The sequence below is a fragment of the Chryseobacterium sp. 14P4.3.2 genome (genome assembly GCF_057799275.1).
This window is the reverse complement of the sequence record NZ_JBYOKO010000002.1, coordinates 47,911-74,757: the sequence shown is the minus strand read 5'-3', so window position 1 is coordinate 74,757 and position 26,847 is coordinate 47,911. Positions and strand designations below refer to the sequence as shown.

General features: G+C 35.9%; 27 protein-coding genes. 9 read left to right on the top strand and 18 right to left on the bottom strand.

Annotated elements, in window-relative coordinates:
* The first annotated feature begins 105 nt into the window (after positions 1-105).
* The gene (locus AC27VX_RS03905; RefSeq protein ID WP_236859281.1) at positions 106-612 is read left to right on the top strand and encodes a pyridoxamine 5'-phosphate oxidase family protein; all 507 of its coding nucleotides are present in this window, start codon (positions 106-108) and stop codon (positions 610-612) included.
* Between the two features lie 105 nt (positions 613-717).
* Here AC27VX_RS03905 and AC27VX_RS03900 read toward each other — a convergent pair whose 3' ends face one another.
* From AC27VX_RS03900 to AC27VX_RS03890, 3 genes are all read right to left on the bottom strand, one after another.
* On the bottom strand, positions 718-951 hold the full coding sequence (locus AC27VX_RS03900) for a thioredoxin family protein (protein ID WP_488693954.1): 234 nt from the start codon (positions 949-951) through the stop codon (positions 718-720).
* Between the two features lie 10 nt (positions 952-961).
* Positions 962-1,846: a dihydrodipicolinate synthase family protein gene (locus AC27VX_RS03895; protein ID WP_488693952.1), complete on the bottom strand. Its 885-nt coding sequence runs from the start codon at positions 1,844-1,846 to the stop codon at positions 962-964.
* Between the two features lie 228 nt (positions 1,847-2,074).
* Entirely contained in the window at positions 2,075-2,530 is a 456-nt protein-coding gene (locus AC27VX_RS03890) for a cupin domain-containing protein (RefSeq protein ID WP_236859278.1), read from the bottom strand.
* A 101-nt stretch (positions 2,531-2,631) separates the two neighbouring features.
* On the opposite strand from AC27VX_RS03890, the gene pdxR reads away from it, so the two are divergent.
* Positions 2,632-4,065, top strand: coding sequence for a MocR-like pyridoxine biosynthesis transcription factor PdxR (gene pdxR / locus AC27VX_RS03885; protein WP_488693950.1), 1,434 nt, complete (start codon positions 2,632-2,634; stop codon positions 4,063-4,065).
* Positions 4,066-4,178: 113 nt separating this feature from the next.
* On the opposite strand, the gene AC27VX_RS03880 is transcribed toward pdxR, so the two are convergent.
* The 3 genes from AC27VX_RS03880 to AC27VX_RS03870 all read right to left on the bottom strand — a co-directional run bounded on the left by AC27VX_RS03880 (position 4,179) and on the right by AC27VX_RS03870 (position 8,937).
* Positions 4,179-5,117, bottom strand: a complete 939-nt coding sequence (locus AC27VX_RS03880; protein ID WP_300691182.1) for a hypothetical protein — start codon at positions 5,115-5,117, stop codon at positions 4,179-4,181.
* A gap of 276 nt (positions 5,118-5,393) precedes the next feature.
* Entirely contained in the window at positions 5,394-7,271 is a 1,878-nt protein-coding gene (locus AC27VX_RS03875; RefSeq protein WP_488693948.1) for a hypothetical protein, read from the bottom strand.
* Between the two features lie 523 nt (positions 7,272-7,794).
* Entirely contained in the window at positions 7,795-8,937 is a 1,143-nt protein-coding gene (locus AC27VX_RS03870; protein WP_236859274.1) for an Atu1372/SO_1960 family protein, read from the bottom strand.
* 187 nt (positions 8,938-9,124) lie between these two features.
* Between AC27VX_RS03870 and AC27VX_RS03865 the strand changes: the two genes are divergently transcribed.
* The gene (locus AC27VX_RS03865; protein WP_300691238.1) at positions 9,125-9,925 is read left to right on the top strand and encodes a helix-turn-helix domain-containing protein; all 801 of its coding nucleotides are present in this window, start codon (positions 9,125-9,127) and stop codon (positions 9,923-9,925) included.
* Positions 9,926-9,939: 14 nt separating this feature from the next.
* On the opposite strand, the gene AC27VX_RS03860 is transcribed toward AC27VX_RS03865, so the two are convergent.
* From AC27VX_RS03860 to AC27VX_RS03840, 5 genes are all read right to left on the bottom strand, one after another.
* Positions 9,940-10,440 (bottom strand): CinA family protein, encoded by a 501-nt coding sequence (locus tag AC27VX_RS03860; protein WP_236859272.1) that lies wholly within the window; start codon positions 10,438-10,440, stop codon positions 9,940-9,942.
* 128 nt (positions 10,441-10,568) lie between these two features.
* Positions 10,569-10,952 carry a hypothetical protein gene (locus tag AC27VX_RS03855; RefSeq protein ID WP_488693945.1) on the bottom strand — a complete coding sequence of 128 codons (384 nt, stop codon included), beginning with the start codon at positions 10,950-10,952 and terminating at the stop codon, positions 10,569-10,571.
* 14 nt (positions 10,953-10,966) lie between these two features.
* Positions 10,967-11,269: a hypothetical protein gene (locus tag AC27VX_RS03850; RefSeq protein WP_236859270.1), complete on the bottom strand. Its 303-nt coding sequence runs from the start codon at positions 11,267-11,269 to the stop codon at positions 10,967-10,969.
* 179 nt (positions 11,270-11,448) lie between these two features.
* A complete protein-coding gene (locus AC27VX_RS03845) occupies positions 11,449-12,060 on the bottom strand; it encodes a Crp/Fnr family transcriptional regulator (RefSeq protein WP_236859269.1) in 612 nt (203 codons plus the stop codon).
* Positions 12,061-12,380: 320 nt separating this feature from the next.
* Positions 12,381-13,265, bottom strand: a complete 885-nt coding sequence (locus tag AC27VX_RS03840) for a DMT family transporter (protein ID WP_488693943.1) — start codon at positions 13,263-13,265, stop codon at positions 12,381-12,383.
* Between the two features lie 95 nt (positions 13,266-13,360).
* On the opposite strand from AC27VX_RS03840, the gene AC27VX_RS03835 reads away from it, so the two are divergent.
* Positions 13,361-14,773 (top strand): aminotransferase-like domain-containing protein, encoded by a 1,413-nt coding sequence (locus tag AC27VX_RS03835; RefSeq protein WP_300691161.1) that lies wholly within the window; start codon positions 13,361-13,363, stop codon positions 14,771-14,773.
* A gap of 10 nt (positions 14,774-14,783) precedes the next feature.
* Here the strand turns inward: AC27VX_RS03835 and AC27VX_RS03830 are convergent, their stop codons facing one another.
* From AC27VX_RS03830 to AC27VX_RS03810, 5 genes are all read right to left on the bottom strand, one after another.
* Complete coding sequence (locus AC27VX_RS03830) at positions 14,784-15,380, bottom strand: Crp/Fnr family transcriptional regulator (protein WP_236859266.1); 597 nt, start codon at positions 15,378-15,380, stop codon at positions 14,784-14,786.
* Entirely contained in the window at positions 15,377-15,757 is a 381-nt protein-coding gene (ytxJ, locus tag AC27VX_RS03825; protein WP_236859265.1) for a bacillithiol system redox-active protein YtxJ, read from the bottom strand. Before ytxJ ends, AC27VX_RS03830 begins: the two co-directional genes overlap by 4 nt.
* Positions 15,754-16,215, bottom strand: a complete 462-nt coding sequence (locus tag AC27VX_RS03820; RefSeq protein ID WP_236859264.1) for a DUF1569 domain-containing protein — start codon at positions 16,213-16,215, stop codon at positions 15,754-15,756. The genes ytxJ and AC27VX_RS03820 overlap by 4 nt, the downstream gene beginning before the upstream one ends.
* Positions 16,209-16,745, bottom strand: coding sequence for a YfiT family bacillithiol transferase (locus tag AC27VX_RS03815; protein WP_236859263.1), 537 nt, complete (start codon positions 16,743-16,745; stop codon positions 16,209-16,211). The genes AC27VX_RS03820 and AC27VX_RS03815 overlap by 7 nt, the downstream gene beginning before the upstream one ends.
* 203 nt (positions 16,746-16,948) lie before the next feature.
* A complete protein-coding gene (locus AC27VX_RS03810; protein ID WP_488693939.1) occupies positions 16,949-18,091 on the bottom strand; it encodes a DEAD/DEAH box helicase in 1,143 nt (380 codons plus the stop codon).
* A gap of 214 nt (positions 18,092-18,305) precedes the next feature.
* Between AC27VX_RS03810 and pncA the strand changes: the two genes are divergently transcribed.
* Entirely contained in the window at positions 18,306-18,911 is a 606-nt protein-coding gene (gene pncA / locus AC27VX_RS03805; RefSeq protein ID WP_236859261.1) for a bifunctional nicotinamidase/pyrazinamidase, read from the top strand.
* A gap of 190 nt (positions 18,912-19,101) precedes the next feature.
* Here pncA and AC27VX_RS03800 read toward each other — a convergent pair whose 3' ends face one another.
* A complete protein-coding gene (locus tag AC27VX_RS03800; protein WP_236859260.1) occupies positions 19,102-20,283 on the bottom strand; it encodes a pseudouridine synthase in 1,182 nt (393 codons plus the stop codon).
* 102 nt (positions 20,284-20,385) lie between these two features.
* Between AC27VX_RS03800 and aroB the strand changes: the two genes are divergently transcribed.
* Positions 20,386-21,432: a 3-dehydroquinate synthase gene (gene aroB, locus AC27VX_RS03795; RefSeq protein WP_488693936.1), complete on the top strand. Its 1,047-nt coding sequence runs from the start codon at positions 20,386-20,388 to the stop codon at positions 21,430-21,432.
* Positions 21,433-21,530: 98 nt separating this feature from the next.
* On the opposite strand, the gene AC27VX_RS03790 is transcribed toward aroB, so the two are convergent.
* Positions 21,531-23,387: a tail fiber domain-containing protein gene (locus tag AC27VX_RS03790; protein WP_300685889.1), complete on the bottom strand. Its 1,857-nt coding sequence runs from the start codon at positions 23,385-23,387 to the stop codon at positions 21,531-21,533.
* Between the two features lie 582 nt (positions 23,388-23,969).
* Between AC27VX_RS03790 and AC27VX_RS03785 the strand changes: the two genes are divergently transcribed.
* The 3 genes from AC27VX_RS03785 (at position 23,970) to AC27VX_RS03775 (ending at position 26,495) form a co-directional block, all read left to right on the top strand.
* Positions 23,970-24,611, top strand: a complete 642-nt coding sequence (locus AC27VX_RS03785) for a porin family protein (protein ID WP_236859257.1) — start codon at positions 23,970-23,972, stop codon at positions 24,609-24,611.
* 264 nt (positions 24,612-24,875) lie between these two features.
* Positions 24,876-25,472: a porin family protein gene (locus AC27VX_RS03780; RefSeq protein WP_236859256.1), complete on the top strand. Its 597-nt coding sequence runs from the start codon at positions 24,876-24,878 to the stop codon at positions 25,470-25,472.
* 429 nt (positions 25,473-25,901) lie between these two features.
* Complete coding sequence (locus AC27VX_RS03775; RefSeq protein WP_488693933.1) at positions 25,902-26,495, top strand: porin family protein; 594 nt, start codon at positions 25,902-25,904, stop codon at positions 26,493-26,495.
* Positions 26,496-26,847 lie beyond the last annotated feature (352 nt).

Below are 26,847 nucleotides of genomic sequence, written 5' to 3'. Positions count from 1 at the left end.
AAATTGGTTTTTTTTTTTTGGTTAGATTTTTGAACTCTATCCTGTAAGTTGAAATAATTTATTTCTTCATTACTCTAAATTCCAAATCACTTAAAATAATATAATATGTCAACACAAAATCTCACCCATCTGGAAGCGATCAAAAAGATCAAGGAACTCTCTGAAAGTGCAAAAATATGTATGTTTTGTACAGAATTAGAAACAGTGCCTGTCAATTCCCGCCCTATGACACTACAGGAAACTGATGACAGCGGCAATCTCTGGTTTATCAGCAGCGGAACCAGCAATAAAAATTTTGAAATAAAGGAAGACCGCAGAGTACAGTTGTTTTTTATGAATAATAGTGATGCCCAATATCTTTCAGTTTACGGTAAAGCCTCTGTCTATAAAGATAAAGCAACCATAGAAGAAAAATGGTCTCCTCTTGCAAAAGCATGGTTTGACGGAAAAGATGATCCCAACGTTACAATCATTCGTGTAGAGCCCAAAGAAACGTACTACTGGGATACTAAAGCAGGAAAACTGGTCAGTCTTTTCAACTTTGTAGCCTCTGCTATTGTAGGTCATAAAACAAATAACTCTGACGGCGTAGAAGGAAACGCAATTGTATAAAGCAAAAGATGGATCGGGGTTTCCCGATCCATCTTTTTACAACATAAAATATTGGCAATAAAAAACATAGGATTCAGAATCCTGATCACTGATTTTAGAATCTTTTTATTTTTTCACCTCCTCCATTGATGCTCCGAAATTGATATGCAGAACATTTCCGTTTGGCGTTACCAAAGCTGGTACAGATTTTACGCCGGCTTTTTCCGCATCCTGAATTCTGTTTCTGTCATTTCCCAAATGTACAACCTCTATATTTCCGGCCCCGATAAGGTTGATAATATCGTGTTCTGCACTTACACAGACTGAACATCCTGCGTGATAAAAAATTGGCTTTTTCATAAGATCTACTTTAACTGTTAATCGTATTAAGAATTGTTTTAAGTTCTTCTGTTTCCTTTTCAGTAAGAGGTTTTAACGGACTTCTTAAATTTCCGCCCTCTTCTCCTAAGATGTTTAAACCTGCCTTAACAGCTCTTGGCAGACCTTTATTGACAATAAATTTCAAAAGGTCAAACTGTCTGTAGAATACATCTTTTGCTTTCTCCAGATTCCCTTCTTCAATAGCCCTATACAGATCGATATTTAGTTCCGGAATCAAATTGGGAGCTGCTGTACACCATCCTCTTGCGCCCGCAGTAAATGCTGCGAGTGCCAGCGGATTGGAACCATTATAGAAAGCTGTTTCTTCACCCAGTTCTTTTCGTAAATAATGCATTCTCTGGATATCTCCCGTGCTTTCCTTGATCATAGTAACATTTGGAATCTCCAAAAGTCTTTTAAGAAGAGCCGGAGACATATCCACTCCACTGGTTGCCGGATTGTTATAAGCCATAATAGGAATCGAAATTTTACTTGCAACAGCATCATAATGGGTAACAATTTCATCATCAGTAAGCTTCCAGTAACTCATAGGAATGATCATAACAGCATCAGCACCGGCTTTTTCAGCAAATTGAGCATGATGAATAGTCTTTTCAGTGGTAAGATTTGATACTCCCACCAGCGTAGGAACCCTTCCGCCCGTCTGTTGTACCGCTGCTTCCGTAATTGCTTCCTTTTCATCATCAGACAGATAAGGCATTACCCCTGTACTTCCCAATGGTGCAATCCCGTGGCTTCCGGAAACAATGAGTCTTTCTACCAATTTTTTAAAGAGAGGAATATCTACCTTTTCATTCCGGTCAAAAGGAGTGATAGGATAAGCGATTATTCCTTTAAATGGAACATTTTTCATGTTTTATATGTTTTAAAATTAAAGATGTTTATTTCTTATTAATCATTAAGAAAAGTTTAAGCGTAAAGAAAACAATCAGTCTTTTTTAATTTTTTAAAAATCTTCATTATCTGTATTGTGTTTTTTTCAGAAGATTTTCACCATGATTAAATAGTATTTGATTCGCCTTTTATTTAAAATAAGCTTAGTTCTCTTTAATCTGCTTAAACTTTACCTATTCTTAATGATTTACAGGTCTCTCCCCTCTTCTTCTCTCAAGGCTACGCCAAGATTCTGCAGCTGGGGTGCGTTTTCACATGCCAGATATTTGGCTGATTCTGTATCGCTGAGGTTTTGATGCCTGTGCCATGCCCATGAAGGAATATAAACTGCATCACCCGCTTCCCAGTATACTCTTTCATCTTCTACTTCTGTCCATCCTTTTCCTTCAATCACATAAAGTACCGTCTCATACGTATGACGGTGTCTGTTGGTTTGCTGCCCCGGAAGCAATCCGCCAATCGTCATGCTTACATTTTTACTCGGAAGATCCACAAAGAAGACAGGATGCTTTCTTTCTGTAGAAAACTGATTATGCTCCCCTGCATTCTCTACATTCTTATGGATTAAGTGGCTTGGCTTTACATACTTTGGTCTTGCAAATGTTTCGTGAAAATCTTTTGAACTGAAATCTTTTTTGTCCATGATGTTTTAAAATTAATTGTTTTGTGCTTTATTGCATGACAAAATTATCTTATATTTGGACTGTTTAAATGACTCAGTTTTCACATAAATAGATAGTCCAGATGCTTCGACCTTGGAAATTAGAATTGGAAATAGATAAAAATCTTGACAAAGCAGTTTATTTGCAGATTGCTGACAGTATTATAACAGATATACGCTCTGGCCGGTTAAAAGCAGGTGATGCACTTCCCGGCAGCCGAAATATGGCAGCAACACTAAAAATCAATAGAAATACGGTTGTGGAAGCATATCAGGTACTGATCAATGAAGAATGGGTGATTTCTAAGGAACGGAAAGGAATTTTTATCTCTGACAAGCTCCATGTTTTAAATGAAAAAAGGAAAGAAAAAACCCCTGTTCAGTCAGACCGGGGAGTCCAGCAACATGGAGCCATAATTAATTTTGATGATGGGCATCCGGACAGTAAAATTGCACCTGTAAACGAACTTGCCAGAGCTTACAGACAGATTTTCAGTATAAAAGCAAAGTGGCAGATGATGGGATACGGAAATGAACATGGAGAAACGGAATTCCGGAAAATGATTTCCAAAATGCTCAACCATCAAAGGGGAATGCAAATTGATGAAAATGAAATTTCTATCACCAGAGGAAGCCAGATGGCTATGTTTCTTACTGCTCAGAGTTTATTAGCCCCTGATGATTACATTATTGTAGAAGATCCCGGCTATAAACCGGCATGGCAGGCTTTCGAATATGCGGGGGCCCAACTTGTGCCTGCACCTGTAGATAAAGAAGGGATTTGTATTGAATCTGTCGAAAAACTTTTGAACCAAAATAAAAATATAAAAGCAATTTATATTACTCCCCACAGACAGTATCCTACAACAGTCACTCTCAGTTTGGCACGAAGACTTAGGCTGGTAGAGCTATCCAATCAGTATAATATCACCATTATTGAAGATGATTATGATAATGAATTTCATTTCGGATATCGTCCCATTCTTCCTCTCTCAAGTTTTCCTGAGCTGAATAATTATGTTTATATTGGGACGTTAAGTAAAGTGGTAGCACCTGCTTTAAGAATTGGCTATCTTGCGACCAAAGATCAAAAATTATTAGAAAAAATAGGAAATCTGAGAAAGATTATTGATGTACATGGGGACGTAATTATGGAGCATGCCGTTCTTCAGCTCATCAAGGAGGGGGCGGTAAAAAAACATATTAAAAAAGCAACCATTCACTACAAAAATAAGAGAGACTTTGTCTATGAGCTTTTAACCCAATATATGAAAGAAGTTGCTGATTTTGTATTACCCGAAGGAGGCCTTGCTTTTTGGATCGTACCAAAAGCAAAACTCGATTGGGATACAGTTACCGCATTATTACTGGAAAAAAATATTAAAATCATTCATCCTAAGCAATATAGCCATCATCCCGTTAATGGTTTCAGATTAAGCTACGGAGCACTTCCGGAAGAGCAGCTGGAACAAAGTATTAAAACTATTTCCATGGTCTTTACAAAGTTATCAAAATAGTTTTTCAGCCACTGAAAACAGATTTACAAAGTCAATCCTTATTACTCTTGTATTGAGACAGTTCTATTGAAAAACTATGTAAATCTGTAAAAAGCGGGCGAATTATATATATCCTAATACAGCCTTTGTATGGAGAGATAGACCTCCCGCTTCATATTGGCCACGTTAGTATCATCTTTATTATCTACGATGATAAAGAAATAGACTCTATACCATTTTGCTTCCATGATGATATCCAGCACTTCTACTTCCTGAGAAGGGGTTGTAGGATTTATATTGGCTGTAGTTGTTCCTGTAAGAGTCTGGTTGTCGCCATATCCCTGATAAATTCCATTATCCAGATTTACCCAGCCTCCGTTGGCTGTTGTACTTGATAAGGAGCCATCATTTCCCGGTGCTCCACTGGAAGAACCTGCAGGATTTAGAACAATATTACTATAAGCAAACCGGTCAACATTGGACAAGGCAGAAACCCAGATTTTTACTTTTGCATTAGAAATATTCACTAATCTGGGATTGAAGGCAATAGAGGAAGATCCGGATACAGGACTTGAAAAATACCCGTCAAGTCTGATCTTGTCCCCTAAAATTGGAAGATCAAATAAATTGGAACTTAGCCAGTTTGAAGAAATCGTTCCATTGACTCCTCCTCCCCCTAAATTCGCACTTCCCCAGGTTCCGTGATAAAAAATTTGTTCACCTTTATCAATACTTCCATCATTTTCACTACTTCCAAATGCGTATTTCCATACACTGCCATCAAACATATAGTAGCCGGATTTTACAACATTAACCGTTTTAATAGAAGGACTTGTAACGGGAGAGGTGACGTAAACCAATGTTCCAGTCTGATCAGATCCATATTTTGAATCCCCTAATTTTAACTGATCACCTGTCAGCCTGGGAGCAATTACTCCTTCAGCGCTTGTTCCGTCAACAGCTTTTGCTGTAACATCTAATGTTGCTTTTGGAAGAACATTATTAATCCCTACTTGTGCAAAATTTAGCGAAAAACAAAATAAAAATGCTGTGGTTAATAAACTTGTTTTCATTTAATATTTTTTATGATTGTTAATTTTCAGTAATGAATGGTATATAAATTTAAATCAAAAAAAACATATAACAAAATTATTTCACACAATATCCTATTATAAGTGAATAAAATCATAGTGTTAAACATCAATATATAATGAATTGATTTATAAACGAAAAGCAGTAAGCATATCAACCAAAATCTACTATAGTGAAAGTACCATTATTTGATATGCTGAACTACTCCGTTTAAGAATTTTCAGAATAAGATAATATGTTTATATTTTTTATAATCCTTAATTATTATTCAGTAACTGAATTTCAAAATAACTTCCGACACCCGCCCCTGAAAGTGTAGTAGGGTTAGATATAAGGGTAAGTCCTCCTGTAGCACCGAAATAATAGGTTTTACCAGCAGTTAACTGGCAAATTCCCAGGAAGGTGTTGGCTACGCCTACATTGTTAATCCCTGTTCCAAAATCCCCTTTTATATAAGAAGAAGGAACTGAAAAACACATCACCCAATTGTTACTTGTTCCATCTACAAAGCCAAACATAACATTAGAAATTGAAGATATATTTTGGTTAGGGTCCGTGAACTTAGAGGAAACCGTCATAGAAATCCGGTACATCCCCGTATCCGGTGCTGTAAAATAGCCACTGGCTGTATTGAAATAGCTTCCTAAATTATCAATAGCTGTAAAACCGGTTAATCTATTGATCGAATATAAACCTGGCCCCGTTAATTTGTTTTGAGCCAGATAAGCTCTGGTAATTCCCTGAACATCATTTCTCCTTTTTTTTATGGTACCGTCTGCATCTGCTACCAAAGCAACATCCGAAGTACTGGTACTCAGCGGGAGACTTTCAATTTTAGCGCCGCCAGCCACATGAAGTTTTGTATCCGGAGTCGTTGTACCTATCCCTACATTACCGCTGGTATCTATCCCCAGACGTACAGAATTGCCGGTCATAAAATATAAGGAATGGCTGCTGTAATTGCCCAGCCAGGCAGCATCTGTACCTATATATGATCTTAACTTCACCGTTCCGTTACTATGCTGTATTCCGTAAGAATTATTGGAAGTAGTCACATCCAGTTTGGTTTGAGGGTTAGAAGTACCTATCCCTACTCGTTTATTCAAAGCATCTATAGAAAAAGTAGTTCCATCTACAGAAAACATATTGGTTGTGGTTCCGGTAAATGTTAGTGACTTATCTTCCTGGGTTACGGTTCTGTCTTCTTTGATCGTTCCATTTGAATTGTAGATGTTGATATTAGCAGCAGCTGTTGTCCATGAAGGGGCTATTCCGGCACCATTCGATGTAAGGACCTGCCCTGACGTCCCCGCTGTACCTGATACGGTTGCATTCCCTCCCACGTTCAGTTCATTGGTTAATTGCATTGATCCATTGATATGCAGTTTCTTTTGAGGAACAGAAGTTCCTATTCCAACATTTCCAGCGACACCATCAGCAGTTTGCATGATGATATTCCCTTTTCCTTTTGCGTTTAGTGTAAGATCAAGATTAGAAGTTGAACCTACCGTTTGTATCCCTGTAGAACCAATTCCCAAACCTCCCGTAAGATTCGCATTCATAAATGAAGCAATAACCTGATAAAGATTTGTGGTATCTCCGTCTACAACAGTAAGCCGCTGTACCGGATTAATACTGCCTATACCTACCCTGTGATTGGCGGCATCCACTGAAAAAGTATTTCTGTCTATAGAAAACGCATTCTCTGCCGACCCTATAAAAGCAAGTTGATAAGCAAGTTGATTTACCAGTCTGTTCTCTGTAAGAAATCCGTTACTGTTATAAATATTCAAATTGTTAGGGTCTATTAATTTTACCCATGCACTGCCATCATAAAAATAATATCCAGTAGATGTAATATTAGCCGCCTGCCCCACCCCAAAGCCTGTTGTCGCGTTATTGATATAGATTAATGTTGACGCAGGAACTCCAAGCATACTTTCTGCCCTCTGACGGTCGACTCTTGGAATGAGAAGTCCATCAACATTAGAGGTTGTTCCTGTTTCATTTTTAGCTTTGATATCTAAAGTAGCAGCAGAAGACGGAGTATTTATTCCTATTTGGGAGTAGACAGATATAGAGAAAAGAATCATACCTGCTGACAGAAATGTTTGCCCGTTTTGTATTAGTTTCATATTGGTGATCTTTTTAAAATTAGTAATGATTATTGGTGATAAATTTTTAACATGATAAATTTTAAAAAACAAAACCGCAGAAGACAGATATCCTTTTTAAACCGTCAGCTAAAATGATTTCAGTTTACTGAGTGATTTGATCTGTAATGCTTATTTGCTTTTCTGCAGTTAACTTAGGATTCTCTAAACCGTTCTGCAATAAGATAGCTGTTAATATTCTGGAATATTAATACCTTACAGATCATTTGAATGAAATAGTAAAAAAGGGTAATCCATTCATATTGAATGGGTTTAAAACTGTTAAAAAGAAAAGCAAAACGTCTATTAATATTCTCGAATATTAACAGAAAAATGTTTTTTTTATCCAAAATTCACTGCTCTATGATTTTTTATTAACGCCAGTTTATACCTAAAAAAAAATAAAAGAGTGAATAACCAGCAAAAAAAACCGGATTTCAAAACCTGATAAAAAAAACCTTGCGCTTACAAGTAAGCGCAAGGTCTCAATATCTGTTTAATTTTTTTATTCGACTTCAAAAACAGCCTGAATTTCCACGGAAGAATTCACAGGAATAGATGAGGCGCCCAAAGTAGCCCGTGCATGTTTCCCTTTCTCTCCAAAAACCTCAACGGTAAGGTCTGAAGCTACATTCATAAGGTCAGCATGTTTTGTATAATCATCTTTTGTATTGAAAATCCCTGTAAGCTGAACACATTGCTTCACTTTGTCCAGGTCTCCCCCAACAGCTTCTTTTAACACTGCAATAACATTAAGCATTGTGGCTTTAGTAGCTTCTTTTACCTGCTGTTCATTAACATCCACACCCAATTTTCCGGGATTTAGAATCTTACCGTCTTTCAAAGCAACCTGATTAATGAACACCAGGTTTCCTGAACGTACAAAAGGTTTATAATTTCCTGCTGGCTGGGGAACCTTGGGTAATGTTATATTCTTCTGTTTTAAAACGGTATTGATACCTTCAGCCTGTACTGCAGGAGAAGCAGTTGTCATTTTTTTACTGAAAGTACCTTTCATTGCCAGGGCTACTTTTGCAAAGTTTTTCCCCTGAAGTTCTGCCAGCTGACGCTCATCTTTTGTAGGTCTTTCTACGTCCTTTAAGGAAGCCATACTGGTGATTCCCAATACTGTATTTCCTTGAGGTATCGATTTATTAAGCTCTTCAGTACCGCGGATTCCGTTCGAAACCAAAACCATTCCGTGGACAGCAAGGCTATTCCAGAATGCCTGAAGTGCCAGTTCTTTTCCTGCGCCGCTTCCCGCAGACATGAAAACTGTAGCCGGAACACCTTCCAATCCATGATTGGTCCAAAGCTGAACGGTTTTTGATAAAAATTCGCTCATCCCAGTACTGATATTTCCGAAATAAACAGGAGAACCAAAAGCAATTCCATCATAGCTGGTAAGTTCATCTACTGTTGCTACAGGCAGGTTTTTAAGAGTAGGATTTTGTGATGTTTTAACCAATTTGATATAAGAGACTGCATTATTTTCACTTTCAATGCCTTTGGCTATTTCTTTAGCCAGTTGGTAGGTTCCTCCATTATCAGAATGGATCAAAACCAATATTTTAGCTTTATTTTGTGCCATGATATGAATGGTGTTTAATAGTAAAATTAAGATAAAAAAAGAACATAGTTTTTTCATTATAAATAAGATATAAGTTTATATTTTTTTGTTTGACTCTCAATGCTATATTTTAATCCCTGAAAAGGCAGGTTATCATCACCCTCTGATTAAAAAAATGATGACTTAAAATATCTATTTCTTTGATGTTACAAAATTACTATTGGCGTTTTTATTAAATTTGCCAAAATATATATCCAAAACGACAATGAAATGCGGCCTGCTAGAGAAAACAGAGAGCCAGTTTGTAGATACCATTGATAAGGAAGCCTATGTATGGTGTGAAAAAAACTGGAAACATGATGATTATGAGCATATTCATCATCGCGCTCAGCTCACTTTTGTAGAAGAGGGTTATCAGTATTTCCATATTGATCACAAGATTTACCTTGTGCCTCAGCATCATGTGATCTGGGTACCTTCCGGAAAAGCACACAAAATAACTTCTGAGGCGAAAACGGTCAATCTGATGGTATTTTTATTCAAATCAGTTTTTGAAGAAGAGTTTTATCAGAATATTCATGTCTTTGCCGTTCCCACTGTTCTCAAAGAGATGCTGCTTTATGCTTCAAAATGGAATAAATCTTTAATAGAAAATGATGAGCAGGATATTTTCTTCAAAGCGATTTTGAAAAGTCTGCCTAACTTCTGTAAAGAAAGTAACGGACTGGAAATTCCTGTGCCCACCGATGCGAGGCTGATCCCTGTTTGTAACGAGATTAACGCTAATTTTAAATATAATCTGGACATTGATTCTTTAGCTGAAAAAGCTAAGATGTCTGTAAGATCTCTTCAGAGGATCTTTAAAAATGAAACAGGTATCACTTTACAAAAATACCTTCAGCTTACAAGGATTTTAAAAAGTATAGAACTGATAGATTCCCAACAGTATACTTTAAGCGAGATTGCCTACAAAATAGGTTATCAGAGTCTCTCAGCTTTTACATCCTCTTATTTCACTGTGATGAAAGCAAAGCCGGGAAACAATAAAAATAAAAGAGAACACTGATAAAATGTGTGGTATTATTTTAAAATTAATAATCTGTTGAGCTGACTTTTAAAGCAGCCCAAAATAAATTCTGTATAATATAGCTGAGCGTTCAAAGCCTGCGTTTTAGGATGCAGTTCCAATTTCTTGGTGAAAATGATCTCTCCTTTATAAGAAAATGAAAAATACGCAAATACTTTATAGGATGAATTTTCGCTTGATGTAGAATAACCGGTAGTGGCAATAGACCAGTCAGATTCAAATAACTTTGCAATATGCAGTGCCATTGTTTCAACTATATTTTTTGAAACAGAATCGCAATCCTCTGCTTCTTCTCTGCTTACTTTTAATAACCTCACTTGTTCCGGCAAGGTATAGGCTGTCATTCCACCTTTGTAAAATAAAGAGGCACTGGGCATCTGTGAGAAAGCAAGCTGTAAACATCCGGAAGTAACACTTTCGGCCACTGCAATCGTTTCGTCTATCGACAGTAGAGATTGGCTGATATATTCCAGCAGATTTTTTTGAAAGTCCATAATATACTATTTTAAGGGATTGGTGATCATCTTATTCCGGAAAAAATAAGGAAGAAAAAGTTGCTGAATGGATAGGAACAGCGGCTTTTTAGTTCTCTTATATACCAGATTGGGGGTGAAGATTATATTTAATCTATTTTCTTGCTATTCTCAAGTATTTCAAGAAACCTGTTCATATACTCCTCCTCTTTTTTTACTTTATAATATGCTGTTTTGGCATATAAAGTAAAAGAATCGGTCTCTACTCTTATTTCATCATTAGCATCTGCTGTTTCCATTGTATTTTTACTATGAAACTCACGGATATGAAGAAAATATTCTTCCACATAACCGTCAATTACTTTTTTAAGCACCTCACATTTCGCGTTGTTTTTAATTTTTTCCAAAGATTTGATGAGAAATGCGGTTACTCCATATGAATTGATAATAAGCGGAAATAAAGATTCATTTTCAATAGCATTATTTTTATCATTCAATCCGGAATGCAGTAAGGTCTCGTTTTCAAATATCATATTTTAAATGGTCATTAGTTGTTGGAAGTTTTTAAATATTGTTCAAAATAATGAAGATCATCCTTGTCTTTAATGTGCAGGTAGAACATGATCTGTTCAGGCTCTTTAATTCCAATACTGCTGAAACAGTCGAAGCAGGCTATCAAGGCTTTTATGTTTTCTATATCTATACCTTTTAAGATAATAAATAACAGAAATATATTCTCTTTTATTTCTTTGGCATAAATAGCAGATCCTTCTTCATACCATTTTCCTATATTGGGTACTTTTACAAAATCTTTATGCTTTAAATTTTTTATTATTTTCTGAGAATCCATACATCATATATTTGAGTTCGTGGTAACCATACATCTTAAGAAGAACCTGTTCCGAAAAATTGTGGGATAAAAGCTAAAAACTTTACTCCAGTTTTCCTCTGAGCTTACCAGAATTTTGTTGAAAATTTATATTTGAAATTTACGTCAAAATAACTCACTTCATTATGACTTGGATCATATTAATAAAATATTTTTCTGTTTTCTAATCTTATACTCCCTTCTTTTTCCATTTTTTTTAAAGTACGGATTACGGTTTCTACGCGCAACCCTACCAGATTAGCAAGTTCTTGTCTTGTAAAAGAAACCTGAAAACTCCCACAGCCTTCATCATGAAAACTTTTGAGATAATTAAGAATTCCCTTTAACCGCTGAACCGGATTTTGTGAAGCCAGACTCTGCATCATAATTAGTTTATAGTACACCTGCTGAGAAAAGCAGGCATTCATTTCAAGCGAAAGCTCAGGATTTTCTCTAAGCATTTCCATGAAATTACTTTTGGGAAGTTTTATAATATCTGAGGATTCAATACATACTGCATTCATAGGGTAAGGATGATCCAGAAAAAGCAGAGGATCACCAAAGCTTTGATTCTTCCCCAGAATATTATGAATAAACTCTTTTCCATCTTCATTATAGTTATTGAGTTTTACTCTTCCTTTAGCAATCTGAAAATAATAAAGGGTATGATCGCCTTCTTCAAAAATCATTTCTTTGGGCTTGTAAGTTTTATCTTCTGCACCCCATGAATACAGCAAATTCTCATCGATATTCATACAACTTATCGTTTTCATAATTTCGTGTTGGTTTTTATAATTGGTCTTTATATTATACAAATATTAAACCTTACAAATTAATAAAAATGTTAAATATCGTTAAATTAATTATCAAATTTCTCATTTATCATCTTTATATAATTCTATTTACCATCAAAAAACGACTATTGACTATTTATTAAAAATAAACCATTCCAATTCATTCAAAATATCAGATATAAAAAAGCCTGTTTTCATAAAATGAAAACAGGCTTTGACTTATTACTCAATTCGTCTTTTTATCCGGGGAATTATCTTTTGAGAATTCAGAATATCATCTCCTCTATCTATAAATTGTTCTATTTAGCAAACTTCTTAGTTCCTACCACACATAAAATAACCCCTACAGTTACTCCCAACATTCCCATACTGACTTGTTCATGGAGAAGATAAGCTGCCAGCGCCAGCCCAAAAAAAGGCTGCAAAAGCTGGAGCTGCCCTACAGAAGTAATACCACCTTGCGCAAGTCCTTTATACCAGAATATAAAACCAATGAACATACTGAATAGAGAAATATAGCCCAATCCAAACCATCCTTTAAAGCTTACCGTTTCAATATTTTCAGGAAAATAGACAAAAAACAGAGGAAGCATTATTGGCAGGGATATTACCAATGCCCATGAAATAACCTGCCATCCCCCTAATGTTTTTGAAAGCTTTGCTCCTTCGGCATACCCCATTCCACATACAATAACTGCCAGAAGCATCAGAATATCTCCTATTGGAGATACAGAAATACCCTGAGAGAAAGCATAACCAATGACCAGAAGGCTTCCGATAATAGAAAACATCCAAAATATAGGATGAGGCCTCTCTCCCCCACGGATTACTCCAAAAATGGCAGTGGCCAATGGCAGCATTCCAAGAAATACAATAGAATGTGCTGAAGTAAGGTATTGCAGTGCCAATGCAGAAAGCAACGGAAACCCTATTACACATCCTATTGCTACTAAAACCAAAGAAAACAGCTGGTTTTTGGCAGGACGTTTTTCTTTATAGATCATCAATACTGAGAGAGCAAGAACACCTGCAATCACAGCCCGTGCAATAGTTACAAATATAGGATCCATTTCCATTACTGCAAGCTTGGTGGCGGGCATAGACCCACTAAAAAGCAATACTCCTATGAACCCGTTGATCCAGCCGCTTAGAGCCTGGTCTTTTGAGATTGTATTGATCATCATTTCTTTAAGTTTTAATTATTGGGCCAAAATTAGAAAGGAAAAACAAATAAACACAGTATCAGTTTTGTATATTTGCACGAGCACAGTTTAAAATTATGAGCAAAGAATTTTTATATACAGAAATTGCAGACGGTATTGCCAATCAGATCAGAAACGGCGTTTTAAAAGCTGGGGACAAGCTTCCGTCAGTAAGAATGCTGTGCCAGGAGCATCAGGTAAGCATGAATACCGCAAAAAGAGTTTTTCTGGAGCTTGAATCACTATCAATGGTTGAATCCAAGCCTCAATCGGGCTATTTTGTAAGCCAGCTTCTATCTGTGAAACTTCCTCTGCCTGAGGTAAGCCGCCCTTCTTTAATTGCCAATAATGATGAACCTGATGAGCTGATCAGTAAGATCTATGAAAATATGGGCCGGAAAGATCTTACCTTTTTCTCTATTGGAATCCCTTCCGGAGATCTTCTCCCTCAGGCTAAACTGAAAAAGGAGATTGTAAACGCCATCCGTGAGCTTAAAGAAGGCGGAACGGAATATGAAGAACTTCAGGGGAATCTTAAACTCAGAAGAATGATTGCTGTGCGCTCCCTTCAATGGGGAGGCAATCTTAAAGAAGATGATCTGGTTACCACCAATGGAGGAATGAATGCATTGTCTTTCTGTCTGATGGCATTAGGAAAACCCGGTGATACCATCGCTATCGAAAGCCCTTGCTACCCCGGCATTTTGCAGCTCGCCAACGGTATGGGATTAAAAGTTCTGGAACTTCCTACCCATCCTACTACAGGAATAGAAATTGATGCCTTAAAAAAATTAATTCCTAAAATTGATCTGTGCCTGCTGATTCCCAATTTCAACTCACCTCTGGGAAGTTGTATGCCTGATGAAAATAAGAAGGAAATCGTAAAAATACTTTCAGAAAATAATATTCCGCTTATTGAAGATGATGTGTACGGAGACCTTTACTTCGGGTCGTCCCGTCCAAAATGCTGTAAATCTTTCGATAAAGACGGCAGTGTACTCTACTGCAGTTCTATCTCAAAAACACTGGCCCCCGGATATCGCGTAGGCTGGATTGCTCCCGGCAAATACAAAGAGAAAATACTAAAGCTTAAGTTGCTTCATTCTACCTCATCCATTTCAATTGTGAATGAAGCGGTTGCTAATTTTTTAAAATCTGGGAAATATGAAAAACACCTTCAGCAGCTTCGTAAAACGCTTCAAAGTAATTATCAGAATTATGTACAGACTATTGCAGAATCATTTCCTGAAGGCACCAGAACAAGCCGTCCGCAGGGAGGGCTTTCTCTCTGGGTAGAATTTGATAAAAAGATTCGTACTACTGAACTTTATGATCTTGCGATTAAACAGAATATAAGCATAGCTCCCGGAAGGATGTTTACCTTTCAGGAGCAGTTTGAAAACTGTATGAGGCTTTGTATTGGTCTTCCGTGGTCAGAAGATACCCAAACAAAGCTCAGACAGATCGGAAATCTTGCAAAAAAGATTTAAAGACTTATCATTATTTGTTATCGGGAACGAAATTTTTCCTTGCCAGCTCTTTTCTCACACGGCTTAAGCTCTCCGGAGTAATTCCCAGATAAGAAGCAATCATCCATTGGGGAACACGAAGCAATAAATCCGGATACATTTTAATAAACTTCATGTATCTTTCTTCTGCAGTCTCCCCTAATAAAGAATTGATCCTGTTCTGAAGGCTTCTGATATGTTTCTGAAGTAGAAAATCACTTCTTTCAATACTGTTCGGAAATTGTTCTACCAGTTTATTGAAAAAATCAGGATGTAAAAATAACACTTCGGAATCTTCAACGGCTTCTATGTAATAATTTGATTTTTCATTAAAATAAAGACTGCTTCGGTCTGAGATCAGCCAGCTTTCCGGAGCAAACTGTATAATGTGCTCTTTCCCGTTTTTATCTATAGAATACATCTTTATCAGCCCTCTTTCTACAAAAAATATATGTCTGCATATTTCACCATACTGAAGAAGAAACTGATTTTTAGGGATCTTTTTTACTTCGTAATGCAGGCTGCAGGTGTTCACACTCTGAAGCGGAACATTCAAAACTTTGGCTAAATAATTATTGATATTCTTCATGATATAATCTGGCTTAAAGAAATACTTTGGTGGGAAGCATTGTTCACAGGTTTTCCATTTTCTATAACGATTAATTGCGGACTTTCATGTCTGATATCAAAGTCTTCAGCAATTTTATTAGAAATAGGTCTGTAAGCTAATAAATCCAGGTAATAGACTTCCACAGGCTGATCTGAGCTTTCAACTTCTTTTTCAAAATTTTTCAATACCGTCCTGCTGATAAAGCAACTTGTAGAATGCTTAAATATCGCTATTTTATGTTGGTAAGATTCCTCAATGGCTTTTGCCAGATCTTCCTCAGATTCTATCTTTTTCCAAAAAGATTTTTGATCAGGGGTTTCATTTTTTCCACCAAATATTTTATCAAAAAAACTCATACATTAAATTGTTTTAAATGATGATCAAGATGCTTATATTCTAAAAATTCCCAGTCTTTTTCAGTCATGTTCCCGAATAATCTGTGGTGGCCGGGAAGGCTTTTATTTTCACAGGCCGCCCGGAATCCCTCCAGTGTTTTCAGTAGATTGGTTTTTGATTCATCAAAATCACACTCAAAATTAACGATAAGTTTTTGAAAAGTGGGCATGTTTCTGGGAATTCCGTTATTGAAAACATACATTTCTATTTTAGTGATCACCCCTATTGTCTCAAAAAGGACGTTGATAGGAGGAAGTTCAATTTTCCCCAAAGCCACCTGCAGTACAAGGTCGCAATGCTTAAACATTTGAGACACATCCATTTTCCCCCATTTCCCAGAGGAGTTTTCAGATAATTTGGAAATTCTGTCCACAATTTCCTTATAATATATGGGGTTACCAAGTCTTTTCTTTACCAACCTTTTTCTTTCTTCAGATTTTCAATATGGGCAAAATGATGATTGCAGTGCCAGACATATAATGCAAGACTTTCCCTGAGATCATAGTTTTTATTGTGCTCAGGATGATGAAATGTTCTCTCAAACTGTTTATTAGTAAGACTTTTAAGCAATGTAACCCATCTCTGATGTGTTCCTTTCAATATTCTCATGGCCGGTTTTACAGGCATATGAAAACTATCCTGAAGTTCTGCCCACTTAGCTTCATCGTAGGGTTTAATGGTCGGGTTATCTTCCGTTAAAGCCAGTTTAAAACGGATAAAACTATTCATGTGGCTGTCTGAAAGATGATTTACCACCTGTCTTACAGTCCATCCCCCGTCGCGATAAGGCGTATCTAACTGATCTTCTGTAAAATGTTCAATGAGATTTTTCAGCCTGCCCGGAAAATCTTTGATCACTTTGATATAGGTATCTAGTGTTGTGTCACAGATATTTTCAGGAGCTTCAAACGGCCCTATTGGAAATTTTTTATTCTCTAAATCACTCATTGTTCAAGGTTTTAATTTTTTAATATTGCCGATTTGTCCGATCATTCAGTGTTTGGACGTTATGTTTGTAAATTTATCAAAAATTCGAGAAATTCAAATGTAAAAAAAGTGTTAATTGTACTTATGAAAGGAAGATGCATTCACGGAATAAAAAAAGCTTCAATTCTATAAAATTGAAGCTTTTTTGTATTTTAATTGATCGGTTAATAACCATGCAGGTCAATACCCTCTGTTCTTTGTAAAGTTACTTTTTTACCCATTTTCTTTTGAATCACTCTGAAATGCTGCAGTTCATCATCCGTCAGAATACTGATAGCAGTTCCTTTTTCGTTGGCACGGCCTGTTCTACCAATACGGTGAATGTAGTCTAAAGGCGAACGCGGCAATTCATAATTGATCACACAAGGTAAAGACTCAATGTGAATACCACGGCCAATTAAGTCTGTAGCCACCAAAATCTGAGCTCCATTCACTTTGAATTCTTCCAAATTGTTTCTACGTGCCCCTTGTGACTTCTGACTGTGGATAGCCACTGCTTTAATTTTATTCTTTTTAAGTTTTTCAACCAAATTATCTGCAGATCTTGTAGAAGAAACGAAAATCAAAGCTTTTTCAACCTTCTTTTCTTTAATTAAATAACGTAAAAAAGGACCTTTGTTTTCCGGAGAAACATGATAGGCCAGTTGTTCGATATTATCAATTTCAACTTCTTCTTTTTTTATTTCAATAACGGTAGGATTAATGGATAACCGTTCTTTCATTTCAGAAACTTTATCATTTAAAGTCGCTGAGAACAAAGTTGTCTGCTTCACCACAGGCATTACAGCAAAAAGCCTATTCATTTCTTCACCAAAGCCCAGCTGAAACATTTTATCCGCTTCGTCAATTACCAGATGCTGAATACCGGAAATGCTCAGTGCATTATGATCAATTAAGTCTAATAAACGTCCGGGAGTTGCAATAAGAACCTCTACCCCAAACATCCCTTTCATTTGCGGGTTGATGGATACACCGCCATACACTGCCATTGTACGGATTTCCCTTTTCAGGTTTTCTGTAAAAGCTCTAAAAACCTCATCAATCTGAATGGCTAATTCACGGGTAGGCACCAATATTAAAACCTGAACATTACGGTCTTTTTTAACTTCTGAATTCTGTAATTTTTCTAAAATCGGCATCACAAAACAAGCCGTTTTTCCGGAACCTGTCTGTGCAATTCCCATCAGATCTTTCCCTTGTAAAATAACAGGGACTGCCTGTTCCTGAATTGGAAACGGTTTTAAGTAACCTAACTTGTTAACAGAACGAATAATATTGTGTGATAATCCTAAAGACTCAAATGACATAAAAATACTTATTTTCTGCAAAGATAAGCTATTGATATTTGGTTTACACTTCGAAAGAGAATCGATACAAACAAAGTTTATGTTTTTTTACTTCCCCTGCTTTTTTTTATAGTATTTTTTCAAATTATATTGCCGATTTGTCCGATAATTCAGTTTTGGACAAATTTTTGTCTGTTAGTTTTGTAAATTTATCAAAAATTCGAGAAATCAAAATATGAAAAAAGCGTTAATAATAGTCGATGTACAGAACGATTTTTGTGAAGGCGGAGCACTTGCAGTACCGGGAGCTAATGAAATTATTCCGTACATCAATCTTCTGATGGAGGAAAATCAATATGACCAGGTAGTTCTTACCCAGGACTGGCACCCTGCGGGACATAAAAGTTTTGCAAGCAGCAATGGAAGAAAAGTTGGAGAAAGCATTATTTTAAACGGCGTTCCACAATTTATGTGGCCGGATCATTGTGTTCAGGGGACTTTTGGTGCAGAATTTCACAAAGACCTGAATCAGGATAAAGTAACCCACATTATACAAAAAGGAAAAAATATTGAAATTGACAGCTACAGTGGCTTTCAGGATAACAATCACTTTATGAAAACCGGATTGGATGATTTCCTGAAATACCATGATATCCAGTTATTGGAAATCGTAGGATTGGCAATGGATTACTGCGTGAAGTTCACGGCTCAGGATGCAGTAGCTAATGGCTATGTTACCTGCCTTCATTTCAATGGAACGCGTGCGGTAAACGTAAAGCCTGATAACGGCAGAGATGCCATCTATGACATGATAGAGAAAGGAGTAACAGTATTAGGATAGATATTCTATGGTGAATGGTGACTTTACACCTATTAAAATTTCAGCATTCATACTTAATGAGATCATCCCAAAACAAAAGCGCAGAAGTAAATTCTGCGCTTTTTTATTCTTTAAACTTAAAATGATCGTTTTAAAAGAGTTTTGTCAATATGAAATTAAAAAAATCACATCCTCTTCATTTACAATGCTCTTACAACATTTTAAGATTATTCACTTCCAGGTCTGTAAGAATTCTCCAGTGTCCTCTCTTGATGTTCTTCTTCGTCATTCCGGCGAACATTACTCTGTCTAAAGCTTCCACTTCATATCCTAATCTTTGGAATATTCTTCTGATCACACGGTTCCATCCGATATGGATTTCAATTCCTATCTCATTCTTAGGTTTTCCTTCGATGAATGAAATCTGATCAACAACTGCTACTCCCTCATCAAGACGAATTCCTTCAGCAATAAGACGTAAATCTTCTACCGTAAGTTTCTTATCCAGTGTTACATGATAAATCTTTTTAGCATCAAAAGATGGATGCGTTAATTTTTTAGTCATGTGACCGTCATTCGTTAACAGAATAACCCCCGTTGTTGAACGATCCAGTCTTCCCACAGGGAAAAGTCTGTACGGAGAAGCATTAGCCACAAGATCCATTACTGTTTTTCTTGCTTTGTCATCCTTCGTGGTAGAAATGTAACCTTTGGGTTTGTTCAGAAGTACATAAACAGGTTTTTCAGGAGTAATGTTTTGTCCGTCAAAAACTACTCTGTCTGTTTTCTGTACCTGGTACCCCATTTCCTCAACTACTTTCCCGTTCACTTCCACAAGTCCCTGGGTAATCAGTTCATCAGCTTCTCTTCTGCTGCAGATTCCTGAATTGGCAATATACTTATTCAAACGGATCGTGTCTTTGTGGACATCCTTTTCGATTTTGTTAAGCCTTCTTTTCTGTACAAAAGATCTTGCTTTGTCTTCATTTCTGTCGTCCCCGCTAGATGGTCTTCTTCCATATTTCAGGCTGCCTCTTTCATACTTATCTCTAGTATCAAAGCTCTTTCCTCCTCTTTTAGGTTTTCCAAAAGATTTTCTCTCGTAGCTCTCACTTTTATTCGTAATGTAAGCTCTGCTCTCAGTTTTTGAACCGGAATCTTCGCTGGAGCTGTCAGAGCGTTCTGTATTTCTCTTAAAAGGTTTCTTTTCAAATTTTGAGTTGGATCCTTGATGTTCTGGGCCTTTTCTTCCTCCGTCTTTAGAAAAAGGTTTTTTAAAAGATCCTGATCCTGAAGAATTTCCAGATCTGGAAGCACGAGAATCATCAGAACTTTTCTTGGTTGAAATTCTTGGTCTCTTTGGTCTGTCTGAATTATTATTATCTCTGCTCATTCTAAAAATTTCTGCAAAGATAGTAATTTAGTTACGAGTTAAAAATTAAGAATCATAACTTTGCAGGATAGTTTACTTTTTTAACCTTACATATATTTGAAGATGATAACAATATTAAACGATAATTTCTCCCAGTTGAACGAGTTTCTTCATGAAAAAACTTTCAGTAAAATTTTTATTTTAGTGGACGAAAACACTCATGAATACTGCCTTCCTATTCTTTTAGGCAATATGGAAACAGATCTTGGATTTGAAATTCTGGAAATTGAGGCCGGTGAGGAAATGAAAAATATTCAGACCGCAAATCAGCTTTGGGAAATTCTTACAGAAATGCAGGCGGACAGAAAAGCACTGGTCATCAATCTTGGTGGCGGTGTGATCACAGATATGGGAGGGTTTGTTTCTTCTACTTATAAGAGAGGTATACAGTTCATCAACATCCCTACTACCCTTTTATCCATGTGTGACGCTTCTATAGGCGGTAAAACAGGTATTGACCTGATGCATTATAAAAATATGGTAGGCACTTTTGCTTTCCCGGAACAGATTTTTATTTTCCCTAAATTCTTAGAAACATTACCATTCAAAGAGTTGAGAAGCGGATTTGCAGAAATGCTGAAACACGGGCTGATTGCTGACAAAGCACATTGGGAGCAGCTTATTCAGATCCATAAACTGGATGTAGGATCAGTAACACCTCACATTCAGACCTCTATGGATATCAAACAGAATGTAGTGGAAAAAGATTTCCATGAAAAAAACATCAGAAAGACATTAAACTTTGGGCATACTATAGGACATGCCGTTGAAAGTTTATGCCTGCAGCAGGGAAACCCTATTCTACATGGAGAGGCGGTTGCCATGGGAATGATTTCGGAAACATATCTCGCTTACCTTGAAAATCTTATTTCTGAAGAAGATTCGAAAATAATCATTGAAAATATCCAGAGATATTACCCTTATCTTGATATCAGCGATTTTAAAGATGAAGATATTACCGCATTGCTGATGAATGATAAAAAGAATATTGATAGTAAAATCAATTTTTCTCTGCTTTCCGGAATTGGTGCGTGTACTTATGATCATCAGTGCAGTCCAAAAAACATCCTGGAATCTATTCATTTTTATAGAAAACTTAATGACCTTTAAATCGAATTTTTATTTTTAAACAATATTATTGATTGTAAAAGAAAAAAGCCTGATTTTAAATAGTCAGGCTTTCTTATTAATACCGTTCAAAATTATTTTTATCTTGTAAAGGAAGATTCCAGTTTTTTTAACCTTTCTTCAAAACGGACCTGCTTATGCTGCATTTCTATATTCGATTTTTTTAAGGTTTCATTTTCACTTTCCAATGCTTCTATTTTTTTTACCAACGCCTGAGTTGCAGAGATATTCAGCATAGATAAAGCATCGTAATCTACAGTTCTTATGTCTGACACTTCAGTTCCGTAAACAAATAACTTTCCTTTCAGCTTTTTATCTGCAAGATCAACTGTTATACTGTTAGGTGTACTGCTTTTTATCTCCAAAATAATTTCCCCTGTTTCATCATATATTTTAAGGAATTTATCTGCTTTAGCAATATCAACAGCTTTTTCAAACATAAAAACTGCACCATTTTGTTTTGCCAACTGGTAGATGTTGGGGATAAAAGCCTTCACACCACTTTTACTGACTGCCTGTGGATATACTTTCTCAACCTCCTGAGCGATTACCTTTTTAAATTCCTGCGTGCCATATAAAGCTTTATCTTTCATCTGATAATCGGTAATACTCAGCTTTTTTAAGATGGCTAAGTCTTTTACGTTATCCGATTTACCAATGATATTTTTAATTCTTTGATCAGAAAAAAGAGAGGTCTGTGCTACACTTAGTTTTCCTACCGATATAATATTTCCGTCTGCATAAATAGAAGTGTTGGCATTGAAAGCACCAATATCATTCGTGTAATTGGAGTAAGTAGTTAACATTCCATCAAAAGAGCCTGAATCCGGGCTTATTCCGTAATAGGTAATACTTGATACCGGCAGAGGCCATGCGGAGGTCTTTAACCTGATATCCAGAGGAAATTTGGGAGTATTAGTCCCTATACCAATATTTCCGTTCTGGTCAATATTGATTCTTCTGTTTCCGTCACCATCCGCAATGATAACGTTATTTGAAAGTGAAGCAGGCAGACCGCTCACATTGGCGCCGATAATGGTATTGGATTTTCCGGAAACAAGTCCTGCAGCTGCCCGGAAGCCTATGAAAGTATTATAATTATTTACCGTATTTAAGCTATATCCGGCAGATCCTCCAATAGCCGTATTTCCCCTTCCACCGGGAAGCATTCGGTAAGTATCTCCTCCTACCCCTACATTTTCATCTCCGGAGATAAGCTCTCGAAGTGAACTCGCCCCGATACCAACGTTGCTTATTGTACTTTTAGCAGCATACAGTGAAAAATAGCCGTTGGCTACATTATTATTTCCATCAAGATTCGAATATAAAGCCCGGTACCCATATCCGGTATTCTGTATACCCGATTTGTTGCTGCTCAACACCTCTGATCCTATAGCTGTATTCATACTTCCTGTGGTATTCGAAATCAAATTATTAACTCCTACCGCAGTATTGTTCAATCCTATAGTATTAGCGGTTAAACTATTGACCCCAAAGATCGTATTAGTGGTATTTAATACACCGGAGACAATATTATTTCTTTTAAAAATAACATCTACATTATCTGAAGTTCCTATAAAATTAATTCCGTTTACCATCCCGGAGTTTCCGGTCAGGCTCCATCCTGTCATTACAATGGGGGTAAGATCATCAAGGACTTTTGCCCATCGTCCGGCATTTGTACTCCAATAATAATATCCAGGAACAACACCGTTTGCAGCAGCACTGTTGTAAATCATTAAAGAATTGGCAGGCGACGGAACTGTAGAAGTATCTGAGCTTCCTGTCAGGGCAATTCTAGGGATCAAAAGGCCTTTATTAGAACCCACAAGGTCTAACACTGAGGACGCATTAGGAGTTGTTGTATTGATTCCCACCTGGGCTTGGAAATTATTTTCAAAAAAAAGAAATAAGAGCAGCAACGTGCATTTTTTCATGGTGTAGAAATTAATGAATTCTTACCAATACAATAAGCGATTTTGTAAGAATATCAGGTTATTATTTTATAAGAAACGCAAAATTAGCAAAGAAAATGAGATAGATAACGTTTAGCAGATGCTTTTGCAGAATTTGGATTAAAGGAATATCTCAAATCCTATATTGTCTGATAGTAAGTCATATCAGCCTCAAATATTATATACTAAAAAGCAAAAAACCCGTAAACCCTTCGACATAGAGAATGAATTTAGAATAAAAAAATCCTTGAAATTATTGATTCTATAAAAAAATTGAATGATGAATGGAAGAATTATGATCAGCCGTTCAACTTTTTAACCCAATTTTTGACAAAATTGTCAATTTAGATCATTTCTAAACAAATGTTTATTTAAATTCATAAAAACCTGAAAAACAACACATTAAATACAATTATCTTCAATAAACAAACCTGTTTTTAGTTAATTTTAATTCTGAAATATATTTTTGGCAAGCAATTTGGAAGATACTCTGCGTTCAACTGAAAATGTTGACAGGTAGTAAAATTTAAAATTAGAAAGAGTAAAATTAAAAAATTAAAAGTTATGAAAAAGTTAATTTTAGGATTAGCATTAACTGCAGGAACCTTAGCATTCGCTCAACAAAAGACATCTACGAACCCTGTAACATTTGGGGTAAAAGGTGGTATGAACGTTTCTTCACTATCTAACGGAGCAGACTTAAGTGACTCTAAATCCAAAATCGGTTTTAACGCTGGTGTATTTGCCAACATTCCAGTAGCAAGTAATTTCAGTGTACAGCCAGAGGTTATTTATAACGACTTAGGTTCAAAAGTAACCAGAGAGTATTCAGCACTTGGTAATACTTACAGAAGTGAATACTCGAGAAACCTTGGATATGTTGCAGTACCTGTAATGTTCCAGTATAATGCAACTCCGGAATTTTTCCTTGAAGCAGGTCCTGAATTCGGATTCCTGGTAAGTGCTAAGGATAAATTCAAAAATTCTACAAACAATGACAGCAGTACCCAAATTGCGACTCTTAACAAAGATGATTTCCAAACATTCAACTTTGGTATAGGGATCGGAGCTGGTTATTACTTCCTTCCTAACTTAGGAATTACCGCCAGATATACAGCAGGTCTTACAGATATTTATAAAAACAATTCTGGTGACTCTGTAAAAAACAACGTATTCCAGGTAGGATTAGCTTATAAATTTAAATAAGCACACCATTCTTTAACAAATTTTTTTATATTCAATAAAAGATCAGATTAGTTTTAATCTGGTCTTTTTTTATAATAGCTTCTGATATCGGAAATGGCTTAAATCTTGATAGTCTAATCTCTGATCCGAAAACATTAATACTGTCTATCAGGTTGTTGATCACATTTTTAAACAAAAAGCATTAAACGCAAGACAGAAAAACACTGTTGGTACATTATTTGCAAGTAAGCAGGAGATTAAACAACATTAAAATAAAACTAATCTATGAAAAAGATTCTTTTTGGTCTTGCACTGGTTGCAGGAACTTTCGCTTTTGCTCAAAGCACTGCTACTTCTAAATCAGCTGCCTCTTCATCTCCTATCAGATTTGGACTAAAAGCAGGTCTTAACGTGTCTACTCTTTCAGGGGATAATCTGAAAGCTAAAGCTGGATTTTATGCAGGTGCATTTGCAACAATTCCGGTAGCTCAGGATTTCTCTGTTCAGCCTGAAATACTATATAGCGGTATGGGAGCTAAAGACAAATATGACAGCAGTTCAAAACTTAATTTAGACTACCTGTCTATACCGGTAATGTTTCAATATAATGCACTTCCAAACCTTTATCTTGAAGCCGGGCCTCAATTTAACATTCTGTTAAGTTCTCAATTGAAGGATAACTCTACAAAGATTGATACTAAAGATTTGACAAAAGGATTTGATTTTGGTATTGGTATTGGTGCAGGATATTACTTTACTCAAAACATCGGAGTTAATGTAAGATATGTTGCGGGATTATCTGATATCGCAAAAAATAGAATTGATGGTTCTGATTCTGTGAAAAACGGAGCATTCCAGGTAGGTTTGGCTTACAAATTCTAAGTACTGAATTGTATTTTGACCTCAAATTTTTATAATTAATAAGAAGAAGTTGTTTCATTTTGAAGCAGCTTCTTTCCTTTTTAACCTTAATACACTCATAAGAAATAAGTAAAGCCTAAAGGAAAGACCTAAAAAATCCTCCTATTATTCAAGAATCTACTTATTGAATATTTTTTATCACAAACAATAAATAGATGATTCAAAGGTTTTGCTTCAAAAAAGTAACGAGTATATAAAATAGAATTTATTCATTTTAAAATGTTAAATAATTATAAAAAAATATTTAGTGACAAAAGTATCATAATAAACAAAAGACACCACCTTCAACTGATTTTCAATATTTTAAAATATGATTTCCTATTTTGGCATAGCATTTGATCACTGAGAAAGTGTTAAATAAAACTTAAATAATCATTAAATAAAATAGCTATGAAAAAGATTTTATTAGGCCTTGCAATTATGGCAGGTAGTTTCACTTTTGCTCAGAAAACTGCTGCAGCTGCAACGTCTTCTTCTCCTGTTAGATTTGGTTTAAAAGCTGGTCTTAATATTTCGAGTCTTTCTAACAGTGATTCTAACTCAAAAGCAGGATTCTATGGCGGGCTGTTTGCAAATGTTCCTGTAGCACAGGACTTCTCTTTCCAACCAGAGGTTTTATACAGCGGAATGGGTGCAAAAGCTAAAGCCGACAGTAATGCAAAAGTAAACTTAGATTACATTTCTGTTCCATTGATGATTCAATATAACGCAATTCCTAATTTATATTTGGAGGCAGGACCTCAATTTAGCTTTCTGATCAATTCAAAGCTAAAATATAAATCAAGCTCTACAGATGGTAAAGACATTTTCAGGACTTTTGATTTTGGCATTGGTCTTGGTGCGGGATACTATTTCACTCAAAACATTGGGCTTACGGCAAGATATGTTGCAGGTTTAAACGATGTTATAAAAAACCGACCTGACCTCTCCACTGATAAATCTAAAAATGGGGTATTCCAGGTAGGATTGGCCTATAAATTCTAAACATCACGTTTAGCTTTAACAATAAATTTTATATTTGATATAAACCGGCTATTAGATAGTCGGTTTTTTTATATACTTATTTATCAATACAATATAAGAAAGTTCTTCATTTTTTCACCGTTTTCATCCTTCTTATTCTACTTTTGGCAAGAAATTTGCCTACAAATTTGTGACTGTATCCTATTCCGAAAATATTTCCAACTTATACTTTCTGTTGTAAAAAATGAGATGTATTGATTCTTTTAAAAATCAATCTGCATTTCAAAACGAAATATCTGTACAAAGAATTTTTTAAGTAGAAAACAGTGGAATATGGAATTACATTACTTTAACTATACAATACATTTTGATT